Here is a 20,940-nt window from a genome sequence, read left to right as displayed (position 1 = left end):
CGTTGGATACAGCACCTTTTTGAGGAAGCGGTGGCGATCATGCGAGCTCAACTCGGCGATCAACTCGTTGTCGAACGCCCGGCCACCGGCGCCACCCGGCGCGACGGCGAGATTGTCGGACTCCACCACTCGGACGGAACCCCACCCTACGATGTGCGCTGGTCGGACACGGACGAGGTGACGCTCGTGTTCCCGGGGCCCGACGCGCATGTCCGTCACATCGAGCACCAGCCCGGCGCAGCTGGTGAGCAGGCAAGTGCCGTGTCCGGCAGAACTCCGCCGGGCAAGACGCCCGATCCGGGCGACATCGGCCGACGTATCGCCGCCGAACGCAAGCGACAGGGACTGACCAGGACAGAGACAGCCCGCCGCGCCAGAATGGCGCCGGGCTACCTGGCATACCTCGAAGAACGGCAGGCCGACCCGAACCTGGCCACTCTCATCAGGCTGGCCGACGCACTCGGCACCAGCGTCGCGGCCCTGCGTGGGGGCGGCATCGATCTGCCCCCCGGCCAGGGCCAGGCGCTCCTGCACCCTCAGCTGCGGGACCTCGGACCCGACGAATGCCGCGCCCGGCTCTCCACGCACGGTGTCGGACGCATCGCAGTGTCCACACCCGACGGCCCGGCGGTCATCCCGGTGAACTACGAGGTCATCGATGGCGCGATCGCCTTCCGGACCGCTCCGGGCACGGGCCCCGCTGCAGCTGCGGGATCGGAAGTCGCCTTTGAGGTCGACCACGTGGACGAGGCCATGAGCCAGGGCTGGAGCGTGCTCGTCGTCGGCCCCGCACGGGTTGTGACAGAGCCCGATGAGGTGCAACGGCTAGCCGAGCGCGCCCACACCATGCCTTGGGCGGGGGGCGAACGCGAGATGTGGGTGTCAATCCAGCCAGCCCGCCTCACCGGGCGCCGCATCAGTCCAGCCGACCAGTGAGATCGTTTCATCTTGAAAAAGTTGCTGGTCGCGGAGGCTGGTGTGGGAGGCGGCTAAGGGTTCGTCGCCGACCAGGGCCTTGATCGCGTGGTGGTGGTCGTCTGTCAGCGGTGACTTCGCTGTGCGTCAGGACGAGCAGGGCCCGCAGCAAGACAGTGGCTTCTAGCGGTTGTGCCGGTCCGTGGACGGTGTCGTGAGTATGGACCGCTCCCTTGGCTACGCCCTCGACGACCTGTCGCAGAATCCGAACCCCGGCCGCACGCCCAAGACCCGTTGAACACCAAGGGCGGAAAGAGCCCGCCCGCTTCTCGCGGATCCCGATTGTGCGGTGCACGGCCCAAGGCCGCTTCTCCGCATCCTCGTAAGGACTCTTTCCGTCCATTCCATGGAAGCACCGCCTGTATCCGTGTGAAAGGGCCGACCAGCCCCCTGTGGGGCCTCAGCGGCCCTACCTTCGTCAGCCGACGGCGCCGAGGCTGGATGTATCGGGTCACCGTCACAGGAGGAGTCATGAAGCACCTGCGCACCGTCGACGACGTGATGACGCATGCCGTCATCTCCGTCGACCTCGGAGCTCCATTCAAAGACATCGTGCAGAGCATGCGGCAATGGGGGATCAGCGCTCTGCCGGTCCTGTCAGAAGACGGGCGGGTCGCCGGTGTGGTCTCCGAGGCGGACCTGCTGCTCAAGGCACAGGGCACGGACGAGTCTCAGGCCAAGAGCGCCGGCGAGCTGATGACCGCACCGGCCGTGACCGTACACAAGGACGCCGCCATCCCTGGCGCCGCACGCCTAATGGCCCGCGGTCACCTCAAGCGCCTCCCCGTCGTCGATGACGACGGCCACCTCATCGGTGTAGTCAGCCGGGGAGACCTGTTGAAGATCTATCTCCGGCCCGACGCGGACATCGGGGAGGAGCTCCGCGAGGTGATCATGGCTGCACTCATCCCCTCGGGGTCGGCCGAGGTGCACGTCCACGTGGCCGACGGCATCGTCGACCTGAACGGCACCATCCCCGATCCGTCCCTCAAGGACGTCCTGGTGCGTGTCGCACGCACCGTGCCGGGAGTCGTAGACGTCACGGCGGTGCGCCTCGGCAGCGAAGTTCCCGCCTGAAGGAGAACGACGACAGGGCGCCGCAGCGTCGCCGGCCTACGACTCGGACGGCCGTCAGGATCCAGCGCGGCACCCGGTTCAAGGAGATCGCCCGGCTCCTTGCGAGTTCGGCTTCACTGTCATACCCGTCGTGGACGGGTCGGAATGTCGGTGCCGTCTGCGAGGCCGTCCGTTCCGCAGACGCGAGAGCGACATGTCGGTCGACACGCCAATGGCCAACGAACGAGGAAGGTGCCATGAGACATCGAGAAGTACGCGAGCTGATGACCCGAGATGTGGTCACTGTCCCCCGGGACGCCGCCTTCAAGGACGTTGTCCGCACGCTCACCGAACGGCAGGTGTCAGCGGTCCCAGTCGTCGACCCCGTCGGCCGTCCCCTCGGCGTCATCTCGGAGAGGGACCTGCTGCCCAAGTCCGCGAACCAGGGTGAATACTTCAGGTCCCTGCCCGAGCGCGAGTCCTGGGAGCAGGAGAAGGCGGAGGCCTTGCGGGCGGAAGAACTGATGTCGGCTCCCCCGGTGTGTGCCAGGCCCGACTGGACCGTGGCCGAGGCCGCCAGGCTCATGGAAGCGCAAGGAGTCAAGCGGCTCCTGGTCGTCGACGACGCGGACAGGCTCGTCGGAATCGTCACCCGCGGGAACCTGCTGCGCATCTTCCTCCGCAAGGACGACGAGATCCTCCACGAGATCACGGGAGATGTCCTTGACCGCACCCTGCACCAGAGCCCTACCAACGTCACCGTAGACGTGACCGACGGCCGGGTCGAGCTGCACGGAACAGTGGAGTTCAAGAGCCTCATCTCGGTGATCGAGCGGCTGTGTCGTACCGTCGACGGCGTGATCTCCGTGGCTGAGCATCTCGGCTACGCAATCGACGACACAGCGACAGCCTGAAGGAAAGGAGTTGACCGAGGCTCCAGCAACCCCATCGCCCCGCATGCGGCCTCTGGCCAGACGAGCCCGCCGACCGAACGCCGGGCCCACTCCGAGAAGGCTGAGAAGGAAGCCGCTATGAATGATCGCATCATCGTCGGCGTCGACGGAGCCAAAGAAAGCGTAGCTGCGAGCCACTGGGCCGCCCGAGGAGCCCGCCTTCGCAGCGTGCCGTTGCACCTTGTCCCTGCCGAGGAATGGTCGACGCCGCTCGACATCCCCTCACCGCCGCTGACGTACGCCGTCGAGGGGCAGATACGCTGCTGCGCGAGGCGGCGGACTAACTTCGTACGAGTCACCCCGGGGTAGCTGTCAGCACCGAATCGTTCGACGGCCAGCCAGCGACATGATTGGCGGTGTTGGCAGAGAGCGCATGCATGCTCGTCCTGGGCTCCCGCGGTCTGGGCGGCCACACCGGATTCATCCTCGGATCCGTAGCCATGGCACTCATCCACACCACGGAACGGCCCGTCGTCCTGGTGCGGGCCGACCAAGACACCCAAGCGTATCCTGGTGGCCGCCACCGCTACTGCGAATTGGTGGTGGGGCAGGACCCCAGCCGACCGTGCGAGGCACTCCTGGTCTTCGCGTTCGAAGAGGCATCCCGGCGGAGCTGCACGCTCCACGCCGTACGCAACTGGAAGCCCCCGGCCGAAGCCGAGCAGGTCCTGCGGCGCTTCACCCGAGGCGGGCTGAAGCACCCCACCTATCAGGCGATCGAGGAACTCGGGCGGGCTGTGCGCACGGCGTTCGTCTGCGACTGCCCTCTCCCGACGCCCGGCTGCGGCAGGAGATCCACGAGTGCTTCCAGGTCGTGGAGAACTGGAACTCGGCGGGCAAGGACCTCTTCTACGGCAAGGACGGGGGCTTGGCCGGTGCGGACAAGGAGCGCCAGGAGGTGTCCATGCTCGCACTGCGCCTGCCCGAGTCCGCCCTCGTGTCAACACGCTGCTGATGCAGCAGGTCCTGGCCGATGCGAAGTGGGCCGACACGCTCACCGACTCGGATCGGCAGGCACTGTCCCCCGCTGTTCTGGACCCTGGACCTGACCATCCGGGCGGTGACGGTGCCCGGCCCGCGCGCCGCAGGTGACGACCACGCCGAGCAGCATTCGTAAGCACGCACGGCTGGGTGGCCCGGCCAGGGGCGGGCCCGTGGGGTCAGTGCTCGCTGGTGGCGATGTAAGTGCCGTGCCAGGTGTGGTCCCACACGGCGCCGGTGGAGGCGTTGACCGACAGCATGCCGTTGATCTTCCCGGAGCGCAGGGTATGCAGGGTGTAGTAGCCGGGGAACGCCTCGGCCTCGCCGGCGGTCAGGTCGCTGCCCCGGTCGCGCAACCACTTCTGGGCGCGGTCCTGGGCCTGGTCGGGGGAGATCCGGGGCTGGGTCTGACCGCCGCCGTGCATGCCGTAGTCGGTGTTCCACATCATCGCCGGTCCGTACTCGATGCCGGTGTCACCGTTGGCCGGATCGACAAGGATCTCGGTGGCCAGCTTCCCGGCAGGGGTTTCCAGTTCGGCGTAGAAGTTCTTCGAGAACTGCATGACCTCACCGACACGCAGATCGAGCCGGTTGGCGAAGGCATCGGCCCGCTGTCGGGCCTGGTTCAGGGTCTTGACCCGGGTGCCGTCGCCCCGTTGCCAGTAGTGCCCGCCCATCATGCCCGGCCCCCACGAGCAGTCATCGCGGCCCATCATGCCCGGTCCCATGCCGGGCCCCCAAGAGTCCCAGTGGTCCCAGTCGTCGCCAGATGTGCCCGGCTTCCAGCAGTCGCTGCCGGAGGGGCTGGATTGAGCAACGGCCTGGCGAAGGGAGGTGCCGCTGGAGGTGCTGTCGCCTGCCGCGCATCCGGCCGCCAGTGTGCCGACCAGCGCGAGGGCCGCCAGCGTGGCGGCGGTCCGCCTGCTTGTGCTGGGCATGATCATCACCTTTCCGAGCCGTTCCCTGTCCCGTCCGCCCGACCCGGCGGACGCGGGTCTGTCCCCTCCAGCCTCTCGCCGGACCCAAGGACCGGCCCAGGGCCGTCCGGACCCGGGCGGTGCACCGATCGGCCCGTGCATGAGACGACCTGCGTAGCAGAAGGGACCATGACGATGATGCGCGTCAGGCCCATCTCCTCGCGGACCCGGCGTGCGCGGCATCCGAGGGCGAATCCCTTTCCGGTGTCTGTCCCTGTAGTAACGGCTCGGGCCGCACCGGCCGATCATTGGGTTGGCCTGGCGGAGGCCCGCGGAGGGGGCTCCTGTAGAGGCCAGGCTGGCGGTCATCTCTCCCAGGTAGGCGTTCTTGCCCCCAAGGTGGCCGACATCGTTCCGGCCGGGTTCTGCGAATGGCATGACGCGTACCTCGTCCATCGAACGTGTGGTGATCGCGGGGCTCAGTAGGGCATCGGGCGGCCGGACGGGGTGCGCAGGTCCAGCGGCGCGTGCTTGTCGGGCTGCTTACGGGTCTGGTTACGGGTCTGGATCTTTATGCGCTGCATCGTTGTCACCTCTTCGGGGGCGGCTGCCTGAGCGGGGTTCGGCTTCCATGATCACGCCGGGTGGTGCCTGGGCCGCAGTGCCGAGGGGGTCAGGAACAAGGGGCCGAGTGGGCGTTATCCGCGAGGGTCTGACCGGCCCATGCCTCTGGGGCAGGGCGACTGCAATGGAGGTCCGAGCGCTTGCCGTCCGCGTGGTTTCCGCAGCGGCATCTCGAATGGAACCCCCGCGTCCAGGGGAGCCGCCGGACCGCGCCACAGGCAGGGCGACCCCGAACGGCCCATGCTGCAACCTCCGGAGCGAACGCGGCACGCCGTTACGCAGCGGGCGGGACGCGTTGCTGGAAGCCTCTGCATTCCTGCCTGCTGTGCACGGTGAATGGAGCGGGAGGACTTCCCGCTGTTCGACGAGCCGGGAGGGGCCAAGATGGCCGCCGCCGGCGTCGTCCATCCGTACGGGGCACGGTGAACGCTGCTGACCTACGAAGCCCGCACCTTCAGCACCGATGCCGAGTACACCGCGCGGTTCCTGCCGTACCGGACGCTCGTCCCGGGCGGCGTCAGCATCGTGTGCTGTGCACCACGCTGAACGCGGTCAAAGGTGCCGCCGAGCATCGGTCCGGCGGGCGGTGAGCCCGCGCGTCACACCGGCAGGCCACCGGCTGCGCGCTGCCCCCGCAGTGCCTCAGAGTTGCGCTGCCGGAGCAGCCGCATCAGGCGTGCGGGGTGACGATCCCCACCAGACGTTGGCCAGCCATGACCAGGATCCGCATTCCGGCCTGCGTGCGGACCCGGTCGAGGAGGTCGTTGAGAAGGGCCGTCCGGCCCCTGTGCAGAACCGCGCCACTCGAGGAACGTGTGGAACAACCCCCAGCAGTTTCGAGGAGGAGTGTGAGGATCATGCTGCAGCACCGCACCGTGCAGGATCTGATGACTCATGGCGTCGTGCACGCACGCCAGGACACTCCGTTCAAGGCGGTCGCGGCGATGCTCGCCGACAACGACATCACGGCCGTCCCTGTCGTCGACGACCGGAACTGCCCGATCGGCGTGGTCTCCGAGGCTGACCTGCTCCGGCACGAGGCCGTCCTGCCGGACCCCGAGGGACACGCCCCCGCGCTGCGGCTGGGCACGCGCGACCGCGGCCGCGCCGAGGCCGACACCGCCGGCGGTCTGATGAGCGCGCCGGCGATCACCGCCCGCCCGCACTGGAACGTCGTGGAAGCGGCCCGGGCGATGGACCGGCACAAGGTCAAGCGGCTGCCCGTGGTGGACGAGACCGGACAACTCGTCGGCATCGTCAGCCGCAGCGATCTGCTGCGGGTCTTCCTCCGCCAGGACACCGCAATCTGCGAGGAGATCACCCGCGAGGTTCTGCACCGCGTCCTGCGGGTGGGGCCCGGCGCGGTCGGCGTCACTGTGGCCGACGGAGTCGTCACCTTGCGCGGCAGGGTGACGAGCAAGAGCCTGATCCCCATCGCGGTGCGGCTGTGCCGCGCGGTCGACGGAGTGGTGACCGTACACGAAGAGCTCGGCTTCGACACCGACGACAGCGAGGCGCGGGCCTCGGAGAAGCCGAATGCAGTCGGCGTCATCGGATACACCGGGCGTCACTGACGGTGACACTCGACGCCGCCTCGCACCGGCCGCTCCCACCGAGCGGGCGGCGATGCGAACCCACATCCTGGGAAGGACGCGCGAGTGAAAAACGCGACGGAACGGCAGGTGCCCATGAGTTCCCAGGCCTGGACCGTCGTGATCGGCGTCGGCAACGACTTCCGGCGCGACGACGGAGTCGGCTGGGCAGTGGTGTCCCGGCTCAGGGAACGGGCGGAGCGCGGGCCGCTGCCAGGCGGGGTGGAGCTGACGGTGAGCGACGGGGACCCCGGCCGGCTGATCGGCCTGTGGGAGGGCGCGGATCTCGCCATCGTGGTGGACGCCGCCCATGCCCATCCCGGGCGGCCGGGGCGGGTGCACCGGATTGAGCTGGAGGGCGGGGAGCTGCGGCGGTCCGGGCAGACGAGTTCCCACGGGCTCGGCCTGGGTGAGGCCGTCGAGTTGTCGCGCACGCTGGGCCGACTGCCGGCGCGACTGGTGGTGTTTGCGGTGGAGGGGCAGGACCACACCCTCGGCACGGGTCTGACGGAGCCCGTGGCGGAGGTGGTGGAGCCGTTGGCGCGGCGGATCGAGCAGGAGATCGTCCAGCATCGCGACGTCGCCGCCCGCACGCCCGAGAGCCGGCAGGAGTGACGCGGTGACACATGCGACGAAGGCTGCCGCGTCCGAGACGTCACGCCGTGTCTGGCACGTCGAGGTAACCGGGACGGTGCAGGGGGTGGGCTTCCGGCCGTTCGTCCACCGGCTGGCCACGGGGCTCGGTCTGGACGGCTGGGTGCGCAACGTGGACGGCCACGTCATGGTGGCTGCCGCCGGATCGCCCGCCGCTCTGGAGGCCTTCGTGGCCGGAGTGCGCCGGGATGCGCCCCCGCTGGCCGTGGTCCGTACGGTGCGGGTCGGCGAGACGGCCGGCGAGGCGCCACCGCCCGGCACGGGGTTCACGGTGCTGGGCAGCGCCGCGCCCTCCCACCCGGGGGCCGTACGGGAGATCCCGCCCGACGCGGCGACCTGTGCGGCCTGTCTGCAGGAGCTGTTCGACCCCCGGGAGCGCCGCTACCGCTATCCGTTCATCAACTGCACCGACTGCGGCCCGCGCGCCACGGTCATCACCGACCTGCCGTACGACCGGGAACGCACCACCATGCGGGCCTTCCCTCTGTGCCCGCAGTGCGCCGACGAGTACCGCGATCCCGGCGATCGCCGCTTCCACGCCGAGCCACTCGCCTGCCCGGCCTGCGGCCCCCGCCTGTCCTGGCAGGACAGCCCGACCTGCGGCGCCGACTGCCTCGGCGAACAAGCCCTGCGGCAGGCGGTTGCCGCGATCGGCATGGGACGGATCGTCGCGGTCAAGGGGCTGGGTGGGTACCAGCTGATCTGCGACGCCACGAACGCCGCGGCGGTCGGCGAGCTGCGCCGTCGCAAGTCGCGGCCCGCGAAGCCCTTCGCCGTCATGGTCAGGGGCCTCGCGGCGGCGGAGTGCCTGGCGCGGATCAGCCGTACGGAGCGGGCCGCGCTCACGTCGTCGGCCCGGCCCGTCGTCCTGCTCGTGGCCCGTCCGCCGGCGAGCGAGCCGGGACCCGCCGCGGAGGTGCGGCCGGGCGATCACCCCGCCCAAGTCGCCCATGCGGTCGACCGCGTGGCTCCCTCCGTCCACCCCGGGACGGACCGGATCGGGCTGTTCCTGCCCACCACCGGTCTGCATCACCTGCTTCTGCGCGATCTGGACCGGCCGCTCGTGGTCACCAGCGGGAACCTCGCAGAAGAGCCCCTCGCGATCGGTGACGCGGAAGCCCTCGACCAGCTGGCCGGCATCGCGGACGGATTCCTCGCCCACGACCGCGTCATCCACGCCCGCCATGACGACTCCGTCGTGCACATCGCGGACCACCAAATGCTCACCATCCGCCGCGCTCGCGGCTACGCCCCGGCTCCCCTGAGCCTGCCCCGGCACACTCCCGTGCCACTGGTCGCCTCCGGGGCGCAGTTGAAACACACCTTCACGCTCGCCGCAGCCGACCGGGCCGTCGTCGCACCACACGGCGGTGACCTTGAGGACGCACGCACCCTGGATGCCTTCGAGGCGTCGTACACAGACCTGGTGCGCCTGACCGGCATCGACCCGCACACCGTCGTCCACGACCTGCACCCCGGCTACCTGTCCACCCAGTGGGCCGCCGCACACTGGCCGGCGCACCGGCGCATCGCGGTCCAGCACCACCACGCCCACGTCGCGGCCTGCGCGGCCGAGCACGGCGTACGCGGGCCCTTCACCGGTGTCGCCTACGACGGGCTCGGGCTCGGTGACGACGGCACGCTGTGGGGCGGGGAGATCCTCGTCGCCGACCTCACCGGATACCGGCGCGTCGGCCGCTTCGCCACGGCTGCGCTGCCCGGTGGTTCGGCGGCTGTCCGGCACCCCTCGCGCATGGCTCTGGGCTACCTCCACGGCGGCGAAGTCCTCGGCAGCCCCGCACCGGCGCCCGAACTCACCGAGCCGTTCACCGCCCGCCTTGAGCAGCGCGAAGCCGCAGCGGTGCGGGCGATGATCGCCCGCGGGGTGAACTGCCCCCGCGCCTCCAGCGCCGGGCGGCTCTTCGACGCCGTGGCGAGCCTGCTCGGGCTCGGCGACGAGGTGTCGTACGAGGGCCAGGCCGCGATCGCCCTGGAGGCCGCCGCCGGAGATCTGAAGGCGAAGGCGCTGACGTGGCGGCTCGTGCGGCGGGGCGGGTTGTGGGTCTACGATCCGCTACCGACCCTCACCGCGCTCCTCGAAGAGCTCGCCGCCAAAACCGCCGTCCCCCGGCTCGCGGCAGCGTTCCACACCACGCTCGCCGACGTCACCGCAGCCCTGGTGGAGCGCGCCGTGGCGGCCGGTGCACCGCGCACCGTATGCCTGTCCGGTGGCTGCCTCCAGAACCGGCGGCTGCTCACCGGCATCGGCCAGGCCCTGCGGGCGCAGGGACTGCGGGTGCTGGTCGGCAGCGCGATCCCCGTCAACGACGGGGGCATCAGCTACGGCCAGGCGGCGGTGGCCGCCGCCCGGCTCGGGAAGGAGTGAGCGGCATGTGCCTGGGCATCCCCGGCAGAGTCCTGGAGGTCCGCGACAGTGCCGGGCTGCGTATGGCCACGGTCGACTTCGGCGGGGTGCGCCGGGAGGTGTGCCTGGAGTACACGCCGCAGGCCGCCCTCGGCGACTACGTCATCGTGCACGTCGGGTTCGCGATCACCACGGTGGACGAAGCGGAGGCACAGCGCACCCTCGGCGTGCTGCGCGCCATGGCCGGAGCGGTGGAAGGCGAACTGGGCGAGCCGCTGCCCGACGCACGGCCGTGACCGCGCCGCACCGGCCTCGGGACCATTCGGCCCTAGCCGGAGAGCCCCCACCCATGGTCGCTTTGAAGATGAGTTCTGCGGATGAGTAACGAAGCGGCCCTCGCACGGAAGGGACTTCCCATGACGGACTCGGGCGGACCGGCGGGCGTGGTCATCGGAAAGGACGGCCTGGCAACGCTGGTCGAGGTGCTCGTCGAACGCGGACGCACCGTCATCGGCCCCTCGGTGCGTGACGGTGCGATCGTCCTGGCCGAGCTGGCCTCCGCCGAGCAACTGCCGTACGGCTGGGGCGTCGAGCTGGAGGCCGGGTACTACCGGCTGCGCCCCCGGGAGGACGGGATGGCGTTCGCGCACAGCGCGGGCCCTCAGTCCTGGAAGACGTATCTGCACCCGCAGCGGGTACGGCAGTGGAGCGCGGAGCGCGGCCCCGGCGGCGAGGTGACGATGCGGGCGGACAGCGATCCCGCTCCGTCGTACGCGTTCCTCGGGGTGCGGCCGTGCGACCTGCGGGCGATCGCGATCCAGGACCGGGTCCTGACGGGCGGGAAGTACGCCGATCCCGCCTACCGCGACCGCCGCGACGGTGCCTTCCTGGTCGTGGTGGAGTGCACCGAGCCGGGCGCCACCTGCTTCTGCGTGTCGATGGGTACCGGACCGGGCGTCGACGAGGGTGCCGACGCGGGTTACGACCTCGCGCTGACCGAGGTTCTCGACGACGCGGGGCACCGGTTCTGGGCACGCGCGGGCAGTGCCGAGGGAGCCGAGGTACTGGCCCTGCTGCCGAGGCAGGCGGGCGCTGACCCGGCGACGGCCGAGGCCACGGCGACGGCGGCGCGGGAGAGCGTGACGGCCGCTGCCGGGCGGATGGGACGTTCGATGCCACCGGTCAGCCTGCGGCAGCTGATGGCCGGCTCGCTGGACGCGGAACGCTGGGACGACGTCGCCGCCCGCTGCCTGACGTGCGGCAACTGCACCATGGCCTGCCCCACGTGCTTCTGCACCACCACCGAGGACGTCACCGACCTCACCGGCGACCACGCCGAACGGTGGAGCACCTGGGACTCCTGCTTCGATCTCGACTTCTCATATCTTCACGGCGGCCCGGTCCGTACCTCGGGACGCAGCCGCTACCGGCAGTGGCTGACCCACAAACTCGGCACCTGGTACGACCAGTTCGGCTCGTCCGGCTGCGTCGGCTGCGGCCGCTGCATCGTGTGGTGCCCGGTCGGCATCGACATCACCGAGGAGGCGGCCGCCCTCCACGCGGAGTCCTCGCCCACGGCCGAGGGCCCCGAGGGCGGAGCGGGCCCGTGATCGCGGGCCGTCACGCCGGCTCTCACCGACGTTCCACCACGAGCACCCAACTGGCAACCGCAGAAAGGACGGTGGCTCAGTGACCGTCGTCCCGCATCTGCTCGACACACTGCCCGCCGGGAGCCGGGAGCGGCTGCTGCGGCTGGGACACGAGGTGGCCTTCCCCGCCGGCACCCTGATCTTCGAGGAAGGCGGCCGCGCCGACCGCTTCTGGATCATCCGCAGCGGATCGGTCTCGCTCACCGTCCACATCCCGGGGCGGCGCGCGCCCACGGTCGAGACCTTGGGCTCCGGCGACCTGCTCGGCTGGTCGTGGCTGTTCCCGCCCTACGCGTGGCACCTCGGCGCCGAGGCTCGCGGCCCGGTGCGCGCCGACGAGTTCGACGCGGCGACGGTGCGCGTCCTGTGCGGGGAGGACCTCGCTCTCGGGTACGCGCTGACACACGCCGTGGCCGAGATCATCGCGCACCGGCTCAAGGCCACCCGTATGCGCCTGCTCGACCTCTACGGTCCTTACGGAAGCGGGCCGACGCCATGACGACTCCGATGCCGTACCAGGTGGTGCGCCGGGAGAGCGAGACGGCGGACGCCGTGACCGTCGCCCTGCGGCCGGTCGGTGCGGCGCTTGCGCCGTTCCAGCCTGGCCAGTTCGCGATGCTGTACGCGTTCGGGGTCGGCGAGATCCCGGTCTCCGTCAGCGGGATCACGCCCGACGACCAGGGCCTCGTCCACACCGTCCGCGCGGTGGGCGCGGTCTCGGAAGCCCTGTGCGGGCTGCGGCCCGGCAACACGGTGGGAGTACGCGGCCCGTTCGGCACCGGCTGGGACCTGCCCGCCGCCCGGGGACGCGATCTGCTGATCGTGGCCGGCGGCATCGGGCTGGCGCCGCTGCGCCCGGTGGTGGTCGACGCGCTCGCGGAGCCGGACCGTCACCGCCGGGTCAATGTGCTGGTCGGCTCGCGCGCCCCCGACGACCTCCTGTACCGCACCGAGATCGGCCACTGGTCGACCGCGCCCGCGGCCCACGTCGCCGTCACTGTCGACCGTCCCGACGACCGCTGGACGGGGGAGGTCGGCATGGTCACGACCCTGCTCGACCGGGCGCGGTTCCACCCGCCCGACAGCGTGGCCTTCGTGTGCGGTCCCGAGCCGATGATCCGCGCCACAGCCCGTGACCTGGTCCGCCGCGGTGTCCCCGCCCGGCGGATCCGGGTGTCGCTGGAGCGCAACATGCGCTGCGCGACGGGCCATTGCGGCCACTGCCAGCTCGGGACCGTGCTGGTGTGCCGCGACGGCCCGGTCCTCGGCTGGGACCATGCCGAACCCCTGCTCGCCGTAAGGGAGTTGTGACATGCCCGCGCACCCGAAGCTCGCCGTCTGGAAGCTCGCCTCCTGCGACGGCTGCCAGCTCACCCTCCTCGACTGCGAGGACGAACTGCTGGCCCTGACCGGACAGGTGGAGATCGCGCACTTCCTTGAGGCGTCCAGCGCCGCGGGTCCCGGACCGTACGACCTTTCGCTGGTCGAGGGCTCGGTGACCACCCCGGCCGACGCCGAGCGGATCCAGCACATCCGGACCGTCTCCCGCCGCCTGGTGACCATCGGTGCCTGCGCCACCGCAGGAGGAATCCAGGCGCTGCGCAACTTCGCCGACGTGGAGGAGTTCCGGGCCGCGGTCTACGCCCGCCCGGACTACATCGACACCCTGGCCACCTCCACCCCGGTCTCCGCCCACGTGCCGGTGGACTTCGAGCTGCGGGGCTGCCCCATCGACCGCCGCCAGCTGCTCGAAGTCATCACCGCCCACCTCTCCGGGCGCACGCCCGGCATCCCCGGGCACAGCGTCTGCTTCGAGTGCAAGCGGCGCGGCACCGTGTGCGTCACCGTCGCGCACGGCACACCCTGCCTGGGCCCGGTCACCCACGCCGGCTGCGGTGCGATCTGCCCCGCGTACGGACGGGGCTGCTACGGCTGTTTCGGCCCGTCGGCCTCCACGAACCTGCCCGCTCTGATCCCCCGGCTGCGCACCGACGGACTGGACGACCGCGACGTGGTGCGGCTCCTGCGGACCTTCAACGCCTACGCCCCCGCCTTCGCCGAGGCCTCGACAACCCTGGAACATGACAAAGGGAGCACCCCGTGACCCATCGCGGATCCCGCGTCCTGCATGTCGGCTCGCTCTCCCGTGTCGAGGGCGAGGGTGCCCTGCACCTGCGGGTGGACAACGGCCGGGTGGCCGAGGCCCGGCTGCAGATCTACGAACCGCCCCGCTTCTTCGAGGCGTTCCTGCGCGGCCGCGGGTACATCGAGCCGCCGGACATCACCGCCCGGGTATGCGGAATCTGCCCGGTCGCGTACCAGATGAGCGCGTGCGCGGCGATCGAGGATGCCTGCGGGATCACCGTGGACGGCCAACTCGCCGAACTGCGGCGGCTGTTGTACTGCGGGGAGTGGATCGAGAGCCAGACGCTGCACATCTACCTCCTGCACGCCCCGGACTTCCTCGGCCGTGTCAGCGCCATCGACCTGGCCCGCACCCATCGCGCCGAGGTCGAGCGGGGACTGCGGCTGAAGCAGACCGGCAACGCGCTCATGGAGCTGCTCGGCGGCCGGGCCATCCACCCGGTCAACGTCCGTGTCGGCGGCTTCCACCGGGTCCCGACCCGTGAGGAACTCCGGCCGCTGTACGAGCGGTTGAAGCGGGGCCTGGACGACGCCTGGTCGACCGTGCGCTGGGTCGGCCGCTTCGACTTCCCCGACGCGCACTGTGACGAGGACCTCCTCGCCCTGGCCGAACCCGGCCGATACGCGATCGCCGCGGGCACTCCCACAGTGCTGCCCGGCGACGGTGGCCCCCAACGCTCCTTCCCCGTACAGGACTTCTGCGAGCACGTCGTCGAACGCCAGGTTCCGCACTCCACCGCGCTGCAGTCGGAACTCGACGGGCGCCGCCATCTGACCGGTTCACTGGCCCGCTACGCGATCAACGGTCACCTGCTGTCCCCGGCAGCCCGCCAGGCAGCCGCCGAGGCCGGGCTCAAGGCCGTGTGCCGCAACCCGTTCCGCAGCATCATCGTCCGGGCCGTGGAAGTGCTGTACGCGATCGACGAGGCCATGCGGATCATCGACGCCTACGAACCACCACCCCGCCCGTCCGTCGAGGTGCCGCCCCGCGCCGGCATCGGACACGGCGCCACCGAGGCACCGCGCGGCCTGCTCTACCACCGCTACGCACTCGACGCCGACGGCACGGTGACCGACGCGCGCCTCGTCCCGCCCACCGCCCAGAACCAGGGGGCGATCGAAGAGGACCTGCGCCGCCTCGTCCAGGCCGCGATGGACGACGGCGACCCCGGCGACACCGAACTGACCGCCCTGTGCGAACGGGCCATCCGCAACCACGACCCGTGCATCTCCTGCTCCACCCACTTCCTCGAACTGAGCATCGAGCGCACCTGAAGGGACCCCACCGGCATGCCGCACTCTCCCGGGGAGCGACCCCCAGTACCCCCACGAGAAGACCGGGCCACCGGCCCGACCGGCAACACCTCGCGAGGGGAGTCCGGGTGAAGTACCTGGAGGAGTACCGCGATCCCGCACTGGCCCGGCGGCTGCTCGACGAGCTGCGCCGGACCGCCACCCGGCCGTGGCAGATCATGGAGGTCTGCGGCGGCCAGACCCACACCCTGGTCCGCCAGGGCATCGACGAACTCCTGCCCGCCGGCATCCGGATGATCCACGGGCCGGGCTGCCCGGTCTGCGTCACACCGCTGGAGACCCTCGACCGGGCGATGGCGATCGCCGCCCGGCCAGAAGTGACCCTGACCAGCTTCGGCGACATGCTGCGCGTGCCCGGTTCCGGGACCGACCTGCTCGCCCTGCGCGCCCGGGGCGCCGATGTACGGGTGGTCTACTCGCCCATGGACGCCGTCCGCATCGCCGAGGAACGGCCGGATCGCGAGGTGGTGTTCCTGGCCGTCGGCTTCGAGACCACCGCGCCCGCCAACGCCATGGCCGTGCTGCACGCCGCCCGCCTGGGCCTGGGCAACTTCAGCATGCTGGTCAGCCACGTCCTCGTACCACCGGCGATGACGGCGCTCCTTGACTCCCCCGACTGCCGGGTCGAAGCCTTCCTGGCCGCTGGGCACGTGTGCGCGGTCATGGGCTGGACCGAGTACGAACCCATCGTCGAGCGCTACCGGGTACCCGTGATCGTCACCGGCTTCGAACCGCTGGACCTCCTCGAAGGCATCCTGATGGCCGTCAGGCAACTGGAACAGGGGCGGGCCGAGGTCGAGAACCAGTACGTGCGCGCGGTCCGCCGTACCGGCAACACCGAGGCGCAGTCGGCCATCCGCCGGGTCTTCCGGGTCACCGACCGCGCCTGGCGGGGCATCGGTCCCCTGCCCGCCAGCGGCCTCACGCTCGCCGACGAGTACGCCCGGTTCGACGCGGCACGCCGTTACGACGTCGCCGCTCTGAGCCCGGCCGAGCACCCGGAGTGCATCGCCGGTGCCATCCTCATCGGCACCGCGCTCCCCACCGACTGCTCGGCCTATGGCGTCCGCTGCACCCCCCGTACTCCGCTGGGCGCGCCCATGGTCTCCGCCGAGGGCACCTGCGCCGCCTTCCACACGGCGGGACGCCGACGGCCGGACACCGTGACCACCGACCTGAGGCAGGGCTGACCCATGACCGCCGCTCCCGTGTCCCCCCAGAACCTGTCCTGCCCCGTGCCCGTTCCCGAGACCGAGCGGGTGCTGCTCGGCCACGGCGCGGGCGGGCGACTGTCCGCCGAACTCCTCGACGAGCTCGTGCTCCCCGCGCTCGGCACGCCGTCCGGTGCGCTGGAAGACGCAGCCGAGCTCCCCGGTCTGCCCGAACTGGTGATCAGCACCGACGGTTTCGTGGTCAGCCCGCTGTTCTTCCCCGGCGGCGACATCGGCTCGCTCGCCGTCCACGGCACGGTCAACGACCTGGCCATGCGCGGGGCGATTCCGGTTGCGCTGTCGGTGGCGCTGGTCATCGAGGAAGGGCTGCCGCTGAGCGAGTTGCGGGCGGTCGTGGACTCGCTCGGCAAGGCCGCCCAGGAGGCGGACGTGCCCGTGATCACCGGCGACACGAAGGTCGTCGGCCGGGGCGCCGCCGACAAGGTCTTCATCACCACCACCGGCATCGGCCACCGCATCCCCGGCCTGGCCCCCTCCGCCGCCCGCGCCCGGCCCGGCGACGCCGTCCTGCTCTCCGGCCCCATCGGACTGCACGGCACCGCGGTCCTCAGCACCCGCGAGGGCCTCGGCTTCGAGGCCGACATCGCTTCCGACACCCGCCCGCTGCACCACTTGGTCCGCGGCCTTGCCGGCCTCGGCACGGATCTCCACGTACTGCGCGATCCCACCCGGGGCGGCCTGGCCGCCTCACTCAACGAGATCGCCCGGGACTCTGCCGTACAGGTCGAGATCGACGAGGCCGCCGTGCCCGTCCCCGCTCCCGTGGCCGCCGCGTGCGACCTGCTCGGCCTCGATCCGCTGCATGTCGCCAACGAGGGATGCTTGGTGGCTTTCGTCGCCCCGGACGCCTCCGATGCCGCGCTCGACGCCATGCGGGGGCTTCCCGGGGGCGCCGACGCCGTACGCATCGGCGAGGTGGTCACCGGGCATGCGGGGCGGGTCGTGATGCGCACCCTGGTCGGAGCGCGCCGCGTCGTCGACATGCCGGTCGGCGAGCAACTGCCCCGTATCTGCTGACAGGGGTTCATCATTCCCGCCGATACGCAGCACCGGGTCCTGGAGTGTGGGGTTACACCCGACGCTTCCTCGCCCGGGAGGCGGCAGCAGCCGCATCCCCCGCGCCGCCCGTCGAGATCGCCAAGACGATCCCCGGCCCCGTGCTGAACGGGGTGGCTGAGACCGTGTGATCACCGCTCCGTCGCTCATTCACTCATGTCAGCCGGGGCCCGCGGCCCGGCTGCCATTGGCACGTCCGACGGCGGAGCCGACGTGACCGGTGGACGGACCGGTGCGCCGCCGCAGCGACTCGCCCACGCCATGCACGACGCCTGGATCCCCTTCGCGCGCACCGGCGATCCCGGCTGGCCGGCGTACGACGCCGAGCACCCGTCCACGATTCGTTTCGACACCGCCCCACCGGTCGTCCTCGACCCGCACGGCGAAGAGCGTGTGAGGGACGGCCGTCGCCGGCTCGGGTCCTGACACGGTCCGCGCGCACGGTCTCGGCAAGGAGTCCGCAGTGATGCGTTACGAGCGCCGTGGCTCGGGCACCCCTCCTAGTGTCCTCACGGCACGGCGGTCAGGACGGACAGCCGGAATCGGCGATCACGTAGTAGCCGGACGAGGTCTCTTCGAGGGTGTGGGTGGTGTAGTGGTTGTACAGGCCCATGTTCTGGTTGGAGCCGTCGGCGTGGACGTAACCGAGACTCTGGTGGGCACGGCCCGCCGCGACCTGGTTGTAGTTGTTGTCCGTGAAGCACTGCGGCCGATACCCGGTGGTGGTGGCTGATACCGCCGACGACTGGACGCCGGCCTTGCCGTCGGCGTCCACCGCGGCGACGGTGTAGGTGTATGTCGTGCCGGTGTTGAGCCCTGTGTCGGTGTACGACGTGCCGCTGACCGAGCCGGCCTTGCTACCGCCGCGATACACGTTGTACAACGCTGCGCCGCCCACTGCGGACCAGGAGAGCAACGCCGTGGTGTCGGTCGTGCCAGTGACCGCGAGGCCCGCGGGCGCCGGGAGGCCGCCGGTGCCCGAGGCGTCGAGGCCCCAGAACTTCGCGGTCCAGTACGAGGAACAAATGTAGTTGAGGTAGTACGTGCCGGTGCTGCCGCACTGGTCGGTGCCGGATCCGGGGCTGACCGCGAGGCCGTGTGCCATGCCGGAGACGGTGAAGGTCTCCACCGCGGGCTTCCCGCCCGCGTCGTCGTACACGGCCTGCGTGGTACCCCCGGGCAGGCTCGTCGTCGAGGAGGGGGTCTGGCTGATGGCCCAGACGTCGGTCCACTGGTCGCGCTCCTCGGTGGCGTTGGCCGGATTGACCGTGCTGTCGGCGGTGCCCTGCCAGACCGCGACGCGTGGCCAGGGCCCGCCCCAGTTGCCGGAGGCGCTGCGCACCGCGTCGCCCCACTGCCGCGGCGTCTTGTTCACCGCGCCGTACTCGCACGTCAGACCGCTGGAGAGGTCGGTCGCGCAGCCCGCCGGTATGCCGGAGTCGATCGCTCCGCCCGCGAACACGTCGGGATAGTCGGCAAGCATGACCGAGGTCATCGCGCCGCCGCCCGACAGCCCGGTGATGTAGACGCGGCCAGGGTTGCTGCCGTAATGAGACTTGGCGTAGTCCACCATCTGCTTGATGGACAGGGCCTCGCCCTGGCCACGGATGTAGTCGGAGGACTGGTACCAGTTGAAACAGGAATTGGGGTTGTTGGAGCTGGTGGTCTGCGGGAAGACCAGTGCGAAGCCGTACATGTCGGCGTACTTGGGCCAGCCCGAGTGGCTGTAGTAGTCATCCGCGCTCTGGGTGCAGCCATGCAGGGCGACGACCAGCGGCGCGCCGGACGGCAGGCTGTCGGGGATGTACTGGAACATCTGCAGGTTGCCGGGGTTGGAGCCGAAACCCGTGACCTGCTGAAGGCTCGCGGCCCGTGCCGGGGCCGGGGAGAGCCCGAGGACCATGGCGATCAGGTACATGACCAGCGCAAGGGCGGAGGCGTGCCGTGGCCGGGGGCGGTGCGCCGGGCGGCGCGGCATGGATGAGGAGGAAGCGGGATTCATCGTGCCACCTGGGTGATCGCGACGGGTGGGGAGGGAGAAATGCGGCCGTGCCCTGCTTCGAATGCCGGTGTGCGACTTCGGAGTTACCCGGACGTTACATCTGGGGTTTCAGGGGCCACCATGGCTTTGCACCCCACCCCGCAGCAGCACGGACTGTGGGCCCACACCATTGCGGCACGGGCCGTGGCGGCAGGGCCACCGCGACCCCGCCGGGCGCGGCCCGGATCTCCTCCAGGCGCCGGGCCAACTCACGGGAACTGAGGCCCAGTTCCGCACATCGAGCCGAGATCCACCGAAGCCCCTCAGCGTCCCCCACGCCACAGCCAGCCGCTGGAGATCCCCCACCTGCGCGAAACCCTCCGCCAGGAGGTCACCCTGCACGCCCACGCGCAGATGATCCTCTGCCGCGGCTACCTGGAGAGTCTCGCGAGGGAGAAGGCGAAGCCAAGAGCCCACGGCCCCCGGCTCCGGTGTAGTGCCGGCGAGCTTAAGTGCCGCATTCGTCCGTGCCGTCAGGTGACGATGAGCTCTCCGCCACCGGACGGCCCACTGTCGGACCTCACAGCCCCCTCCAGAGCGACGAAGGGGGGTCGCCACAGTTATCGGGCGCGGGCCGACCAGCGCTGGTAGCCACCCTCATTGCAGCCCGAGGTACGCAGAATCCCGTCGTTACCAGCGTCCAGACATTGCTCGGCGCGCCCCGCGTCCTCGGCGTACTGATTCCAGAACTTGGCGCCGATGCCACCGCTGCGCTTGTCGACCCACCAAGTCGACTGAGTACCTGCGCTGCACGGCCACGCTCCGACTGTGTCGTTGTTGTCGGGGTTCATGCCCAGACAGGTGCCGGGCTGCTGCGTTGCCTCGTACTGGAAATATCCGTTGCCCAGATCATGCTCGGCGAAGTCGTTGGCGAGTCCATTGTCGCAGCTCCCGGCAAATATTCCCCCGTTCTGGAACGTCAGGCAGTGGCCGGTGGCAGACTGCTGGACGTACACGTGCGGCCGATCAGCATAGGCGGGACCTGCCACGATCCCAATGATCCCAGGGGCCGCAGCGACGAGGCCCATCACCCGCACCAGACTCTTCTTCCCCGGCATCAGCTTCACGTCGTCGATCCTCTCGATTGGTCATGTCTAGGGATCTTGCGTAAGCAGCGTGGCAGGGACATGGCAACGGAGGCGCGAGTTCCGGGAGGTCTATACAACTCCCTTGCATCTGCCAGGAACCCTGGCCGCGGCCTTGTCACGATGATTTCGCACGAGGGTGTCCAGCACCATGCCGTGCTGGTCGACAGCCCGCCACAGGTCCTTCCACTCACCGTTGACCTTGATGACCACTTCGTCGAGATGCCACTTGCCACCGGGGCGCGGGGCCGTCGTCGGCGCAGGTTGTTGGCGCAGTCCTGGCCGAACTTCCCACACCAGG

19 protein-coding genes and 2 pseudogenes are annotated in these 20,940 nt (G+C 70.4%); 17 read left to right on the top strand and 4 right to left on the bottom strand.

Annotation, left to right across the window (positions count from 1 at the left end):
- Positions 1-39: 39 nt before the first annotated feature.
- The 5 genes and pseudogenes from ACSHXC_RS36085 (at position 40) to ACSHXC_RS36065 (ending at position 3,939) form a co-directional block, all read left to right on the top strand.
- Positions 40-936: a pyridoxamine 5'-phosphate oxidase family protein gene (locus tag ACSHXC_RS36085; RefSeq protein WP_438297027.1), complete on the top strand. Its 897-nt coding sequence runs from the start codon at positions 40-42 to the stop codon at positions 934-936.
- A gap of 510 nt (positions 937-1,446) precedes the next feature.
- Positions 1,447-2,052 (top strand): CBS domain-containing protein, encoded by a 606-nt coding sequence (locus ACSHXC_RS36080; RefSeq protein ID WP_438295547.1) that lies wholly within the window; start codon positions 1,447-1,449, stop codon positions 2,050-2,052.
- Between the two features lie 236 nt (positions 2,053-2,288).
- Positions 2,289-2,945, top strand: coding sequence for a CBS domain-containing protein (locus ACSHXC_RS36075; RefSeq protein ID WP_438295546.1), 657 nt, complete (start codon positions 2,289-2,291; stop codon positions 2,943-2,945).
- Positions 2,946-3,340: 395 nt separating this feature from the next.
- Positions 3,341-3,694 (top strand): annotated as a pseudogene (locus ACSHXC_RS36070) (universal stress protein); the annotation flags it as partial.
- Positions 3,695-3,798: 104 nt separating this feature from the next.
- Positions 3,799-3,939, top strand: coding sequence for a hypothetical protein (locus ACSHXC_RS36065; protein WP_438295545.1), 141 nt, complete (start codon positions 3,799-3,801; stop codon positions 3,937-3,939).
- A gap of 205 nt (positions 3,940-4,144) precedes the next feature.
- Here the strand turns inward: ACSHXC_RS36065 and ACSHXC_RS36060 are convergent, their stop codons facing one another.
- Positions 4,145-4,903, bottom strand: a complete 759-nt coding sequence (locus ACSHXC_RS36060; RefSeq protein WP_438295544.1) for a hypothetical protein — start codon at positions 4,901-4,903, stop codon at positions 4,145-4,147.
- Positions 4,904-6,366: 1,463 nt separating this feature from the next.
- Between ACSHXC_RS36060 and ACSHXC_RS36055 the strand changes: the two genes are divergently transcribed.
- From ACSHXC_RS36055 to ACSHXC_RS36000, 12 genes are all read left to right on the top strand, one after another.
- A complete protein-coding gene (locus ACSHXC_RS36055) occupies positions 6,367-7,080 on the top strand; it encodes a CBS domain-containing protein (RefSeq protein WP_438297026.1) in 714 nt (237 codons plus the stop codon).
- A gap of 114 nt (positions 7,081-7,194) precedes the next feature.
- Positions 7,195-7,713 carry a hydrogenase maturation protease gene (locus ACSHXC_RS36050; protein WP_438295543.1) on the top strand — a complete coding sequence of 173 codons (519 nt, stop codon included), beginning with the start codon at positions 7,195-7,197 and terminating at the stop codon, positions 7,711-7,713.
- Positions 7,714-7,717: 4 nt separating this feature from the next.
- Positions 7,718-10,138: a carbamoyltransferase HypF gene (locus ACSHXC_RS36045; protein WP_438295542.1), complete on the top strand. Its 2,421-nt coding sequence runs from the start codon at positions 7,718-7,720 to the stop codon at positions 10,136-10,138.
- A gap of 5 nt (positions 10,139-10,143) precedes the next feature.
- Positions 10,144-10,413, top strand: coding sequence for a HypC/HybG/HupF family hydrogenase formation chaperone (locus ACSHXC_RS36040; RefSeq protein ID WP_438295541.1), 270 nt, complete (start codon positions 10,144-10,146; stop codon positions 10,411-10,413).
- A gap of 120 nt (positions 10,414-10,533) precedes the next feature.
- Positions 10,534-11,727, top strand: coding sequence for a 4Fe-4S dicluster domain-containing protein (locus tag ACSHXC_RS36035; RefSeq protein WP_438295540.1), 1,194 nt, complete (start codon positions 10,534-10,536; stop codon positions 11,725-11,727).
- A gap of 79 nt (positions 11,728-11,806) precedes the next feature.
- Entirely contained in the window at positions 11,807-12,265 is a 459-nt protein-coding gene (locus ACSHXC_RS36030; RefSeq protein WP_438295539.1) for a cyclic nucleotide-binding domain-containing protein, read from the top strand.
- Positions 12,262-13,077: an FAD/NAD(P)-binding protein gene (locus ACSHXC_RS36025; RefSeq protein WP_438295538.1), complete on the top strand. Its 816-nt coding sequence runs from the start codon at positions 12,262-12,264 to the stop codon at positions 13,075-13,077. Before ACSHXC_RS36030 ends, ACSHXC_RS36025 begins: the two co-directional genes overlap by 4 nt.
- 1 nt (position 13,078) lies before the next feature.
- Positions 13,079-13,870: an oxidoreductase gene (locus tag ACSHXC_RS36020; RefSeq protein WP_438295537.1), complete on the top strand. Its 792-nt coding sequence runs from the start codon at positions 13,079-13,081 to the stop codon at positions 13,868-13,870.
- Positions 13,867-15,186: a Ni/Fe hydrogenase subunit alpha gene (locus ACSHXC_RS36015; protein ID WP_438295536.1), complete on the top strand. Its 1,320-nt coding sequence runs from the start codon at positions 13,867-13,869 to the stop codon at positions 15,184-15,186. Before ACSHXC_RS36020 ends, ACSHXC_RS36015 begins: the two co-directional genes overlap by 4 nt.
- 107 nt (positions 15,187-15,293) lie before the next feature.
- Positions 15,294-16,415, top strand: coding sequence for a hydrogenase formation protein HypD (gene hypD / locus ACSHXC_RS36010; protein WP_438295535.1), 1,122 nt, complete (start codon positions 15,294-15,296; stop codon positions 16,413-16,415).
- A 3-nt stretch (positions 16,416-16,418) separates the two neighbouring features.
- Positions 16,419-17,474, top strand: a complete 1,056-nt coding sequence (hypE, locus tag ACSHXC_RS36005) for a hydrogenase expression/formation protein HypE (RefSeq protein ID WP_438295534.1) — start codon at positions 16,419-16,421, stop codon at positions 17,472-17,474.
- Positions 17,475-17,726: 252 nt separating this feature from the next.
- Positions 17,727-17,939 (top strand): hypothetical protein, encoded by a 213-nt coding sequence (locus ACSHXC_RS36000; RefSeq protein WP_438295533.1) that lies wholly within the window; start codon positions 17,727-17,729, stop codon positions 17,937-17,939.
- A 97-nt stretch (positions 17,940-18,036) separates the two neighbouring features.
- Here ACSHXC_RS36000 and ACSHXC_RS35995 read toward each other — a convergent pair whose 3' ends face one another.
- From ACSHXC_RS35995 to ACSHXC_RS35985, 3 genes and pseudogenes are all read right to left on the bottom strand, one after another.
- A complete protein-coding gene (locus ACSHXC_RS35995; RefSeq protein ID WP_438295532.1) occupies positions 18,037-19,515 on the bottom strand; it encodes an extracellular catalytic domain type 1 short-chain-length polyhydroxyalkanoate depolymerase in 1,479 nt (492 codons plus the stop codon).
- A 599-nt stretch (positions 19,516-20,114) separates the two neighbouring features.
- Positions 20,115-20,621 carry an RICIN domain-containing protein gene (locus tag ACSHXC_RS35990; protein ID WP_438295531.1) on the bottom strand — a complete coding sequence of 169 codons (507 nt, stop codon included), beginning with the start codon at positions 20,619-20,621 and terminating at the stop codon, positions 20,115-20,117.
- A 120-nt stretch (positions 20,622-20,741) separates the two neighbouring features.
- Positions 20,742-20,938, bottom strand: a pseudogene (locus ACSHXC_RS35985) (DDE-type integrase/transposase/recombinase); the annotation flags it as partial.
- Positions 20,939-20,940: the final 2 nt, after the last annotated feature.

This window comes from Streptomyces sp. HUAS TT7 (genome assembly GCF_051550175.1).
In the GTDB taxonomy this organism is placed as follows: Bacteria; Actinomycetota; Actinomycetes; order Streptomycetales; family Streptomycetaceae; genus Streptomyces.
The sequence above is the reverse complement of the archived record's forward strand: the minus strand, read 5'-3'. Positions and strand labels throughout refer to the sequence as shown.